Consider the following 3687-nt stretch of genomic DNA (forward strand, 5'->3'; position numbering starts at 1 on the left):
CACCCGCCGAGGCCGGACTACACTGGAGACCTACCAACCATCAGAGCTCAGAACCAACGCTGGTTATTGGAGCGCTGCCACCAACGTAACAGAAGCCGATCAACCGCACCCTCGGTGGCCATACCGAGCTTTTCCGGGAGCGACTTCTTGTGCACAAAACTGACTTCAAACACATCGGACTTCTCGGCCAACTGTACCAGATACTCATCACTGGTTTTCAGCTCATCAATCAGCTTCACCGACTGCGCGCGACGACCAAACCAGATCTCCCCGGTCGCCACCTTATCGATCTCCACCTGAGGGCGGTGCTCCGAAACGAACTCCTTAAACAGAATGTGGGTGTCTTCGAGGTCCTCCACAAACTTGTCCCGGCCCTTCTTCGTGTTTTCACCAAACATGGTGACGGTACGCTTGTACTCGCCCGCGGTAAACATCTCGAAATCGATGTTGTTCTTTTTCAGCAGCTTGTGGAAATTCGGTAACTGGGCCACCACGCCGATCGAGCCCAGTACCGCGAAAGGGGCCGCCAGAATCCGGTCCGCTACGCAGGCCATCATATAGCCGCCACTGGCCGCCACCTTGTCCACGCATACGGTCAGGGGAATATGGCGGTCTCGAATCCGGGCCAGTTGGCTGGACGCCAGGCCGTAGCTGTGCACCAGCCCGCCGCCGCTTTCCAGCTTGACCACCACCTCATCCGAAGGGCGGGCCAGGCTCAGTACGGCGGTGATTTCTTCTCGCAGGCTGTCAGTGGCCGAGGCTTTGATGTCGCCGTTGAAGTCCAACACAAAGACCCGTTTTTTATCGCTGTCCTTCGGTTTGCCATCGCTTTTGGCTTGGGCTTTGAGGGCTTTCTTTTTCTCGGCTTGCTCGGCCTTTTCCTGCTTTTTTTCGGCCTTGGCGTCGGCTTTGCGCTCCGCATCATCCAATGCCGCCTGCTTGAGCGCGTGGGTCATATGCTTGAAGCGGTCGTTCAGTTTGACGACCTCAACCTGCCCTTTATCGCCCCGCTTCCGGTTTTTGCTGCCAGCGGCTGCCACCAGCCCGGCGACAAAACCGATCGCAATCACGACCGTTATTACCTTGGCTAGAAACAGCCCGTACTCATTGATGAATTCCAAAGCTTCACTCCGTTATTTGGTGGTCTTCTTTTACGTTTTCTCTCGGTAGATCGGTCACTCCCAGACTGACAACGCCTGTCGGGCCGGATCATTCAACGGTCGCGCCAGCAAGCCGGACGATGACAGACGCACCTCAAACAGTGCATTGTCCGCCATGGGTACAAAGGTCGCACTGCCATAGCGGGCGTCCACCACCGGGAACCAGCCCGGGTTGCGATTGACCAGGGCCCATAGGTCCGGCCCCCAGGCACTTTGCTCCAGACTGTAGACGGTGCGCTCGGCGCTGCGCTCATCGTTCAGGGTGTAGTATCGGCCACTGAGCCGATCCAGCCGGTAGCCGGGTTTGATACCCAAGCCACCCAAGAATCCTTGCCACTTGATGATGCGTGCATCCAGTTGCCATTGGTCGCCGCGGAGCTCAAAGGTGTCCTCTTCGCCATTGTTGTGCACCAGTGTCGCCCTGAATCGCTGATCCCCGAGCTGTTTGAGGCTCAAGGTGGCGACCGGCTCCTCCTGTGCCATCTGCCGATAGCTGAAGAGGTCCAGCGCTGCCAGGGCCAACACCAGAGCCAGAACCAGCAGACCCAGCCCGACGAAGCCCCGCAAAAAACCCATCAGCCAGTGCCGACGGGCCAGCAGGCGCAAGGCGGCATAGACCAGTATCAACCCGAGAAGAATGATGGCGATTGAAAAAATCGTGTAGAACATGCGAGTTTCCTAGTCTCAGGAGCGCTTATTGTGCTGCTGCGCGACAAAATCCGCAATCAACTGTCCGGCGATGGTCTGCACAGGAGGCGTGACGGGCAGCTTGTCATAGCGCCACCAGTTGGCCTCCACAATTTCATCGCCGTCCACCCGTATCTCCCCCGAGTCATACTCCGCATGAAAGCCCAACATCAATTGTCCGGGAAACGGCCAGGGCTGACTGGCGAAATAGCGCGGCGCCTTGATGGTCAGCCCCACCTCCTCCATGACCTCGCGGTGTACGGTATCTTCCACGCGCTCGCCTATCTCAACAAACCCCGCCAGCGCCGTGTGGATACCTTGGCGCGAGCGCGCGTGGCGGGCCAGCAGACACTGATCGCCACGGGTAATCAGCGTGATCATACAGGGGCTCAGGCGGGGGTAAAAACGCAACTCACAGTGCGGGCACCGATGGGCGGGTTCGCCGGCTGGCATGGGCTCAGTTGGGCCACCGCAGCGCCCGCAAAAGCGGTGCTCCAGCCGCCACCGGGACCATTGCAGAGCATTGCCCACCAGGGAAAACAGCCGATCGTCTAGCAGCCCCAGTTGGGTTCGCAGGCCCAGCCATTGGCAGCCTTCTATAATTGGTGCGTCCAGGAGGTGCAGCGCATAGAGTGAGAGACCCTCCCAGCGACCAAGGAAATCGCAATCCGTCGTCGCCACCCAGGGTTCCGCTTCAGCCGCATCCAGGAGTCTCAGGCGACCGGGCTGGTCGCAAAGAACGGTGCCGTCCCCTACCAGCAGATACCGGCGGGAATGATCATCATGGGAGTCATCCGCCACTTCAGTTCACCGGATAGCCCAGAGCCGCCAGGCTTTCCTCGGCAACCTGAAGGACGCTGTCATCGGTATTACGATCCTGACGCAGACTGTCTATGTAATACTCGAGGCTGATGATGGCATCGGCAAAATTCTCCAGCATATGGCGCACCGCCGCCGGCTGCTCACTCTTGAGCAGTGACTCTTCAATAAAGCGCGAGCAGGAGTGCAGCACCGCCGCTGAGCGCGAACGGTTAAGCAGGATCATACCGCCGCGGATGGTGGTCAGGGTGGTGGCCACATTCTTGATGTGCCCGACATCGTAGTTTGATTCGGCATAGGAGGTCAGCGCCCGTTTGATCATGGCCAGGCCGGATTCGGCCTCTTCCAGCACCAACTCTTCCGCCTCGGCGAGCTGACTGTTGGCAATGATTTCGTCCCGGGAGGTCGCATTCAACTTGGCCAACCGCTCATCGGAGAGGTTCATTTTACCCAGTCCCGACACGGAGCTTTCGATGTACAAGAGCGTGTCGGCGACGGCAAGCAGCTCGTCAGGATCGATGGTCTCGTCGGACTTCTGCCAGCGTTGGATTTTCTGGATTTCCTCTTTCAGGCTGTTACTGGGCGATACCAGCCCCACCACCGACAGAATGTCCGCCACTTTTTTGAGGGTTTCCAGCAGCTCCGGGCTTTCGCGTAACAATTCGGTGCCGCCCTGGGCGGCCCGCTCGAGAATGTTTTTGGTGCTGCGCAGCTCGTCTTTCAGGACCGCGCCCATGGAGTCGATGGTGGCCGCACTCGGGCCTTTGAGAAACTCCAGCTCCCGCACCAGCTCCGCATCCGTATAAGGCAGCGGCTCCAGGCCGTAGGCTTTCACCACTGCATCGGTGCGCGCACCGCTGGCCCGCGACAAGGCAATCAGATAGAGCATTTCCTTGAGCAGCGACGGCTCTGGAGGTTGCTCAAGTCCCTCGGGGCCGGCAGACTGAAGTTGTTTTATATGGCGATCCAGGGCGCTGAACAGGCGTTTGCGGCCGACGCCGATATCCATGTTGGCGGCCCG

The 3687-nt window shown here is 59.0% G+C and carries 3 protein-coding genes and 1 pseudogene; all 4 read right to left on the reverse strand.

Features of this window, described 5'->3' with window-relative positions; all coding sequences use genetic code 11:
- Positions 1 to 47: 47 nt before the first annotated feature.
- Positions 48 to 1121: a protease SohB gene (sohB, locus tag B3520_RS02780; protein ID WP_123637401.1), complete on the reverse strand. Its 1074-nt coding sequence runs from the start codon at positions 1119 to 1121 to the stop codon at positions 48 to 50.
- Positions 1122 to 1175: 54 nt separating this feature from the next.
- Positions 1176 to 1829, reverse strand: coding sequence for a cation/multidrug efflux pump (locus B3520_RS02785; RefSeq protein ID WP_286806649.1), 654 nt, complete (start codon positions 1827 to 1829; stop codon positions 1176 to 1178).
- A 15-nt stretch (positions 1830 to 1844) separates the two neighbouring features.
- On the reverse strand, positions 1845 to 2648 hold the full coding sequence (gene nudC / locus B3520_RS02790) for an NAD(+) diphosphatase (protein ID WP_339618362.1): 804 nt from the start codon (positions 2646 to 2648) through the stop codon (positions 1845 to 1847).
- 1 nt (position 2649) lies between these two features.
- Positions 2650 to 3687 (reverse strand): annotated as a pseudogene (locus tag B3520_RS02795) (pilus assembly protein); the annotation flags it as partial.

It is taken from the genome of Marinimicrobium sp. UBA4509, assembly GCF_002388575.1.
Taxonomy (GTDB): Bacteria; Pseudomonadota; Gammaproteobacteria; order Pseudomonadales; family Cellvibrionaceae; genus Marinimicrobium; species Marinimicrobium koreense.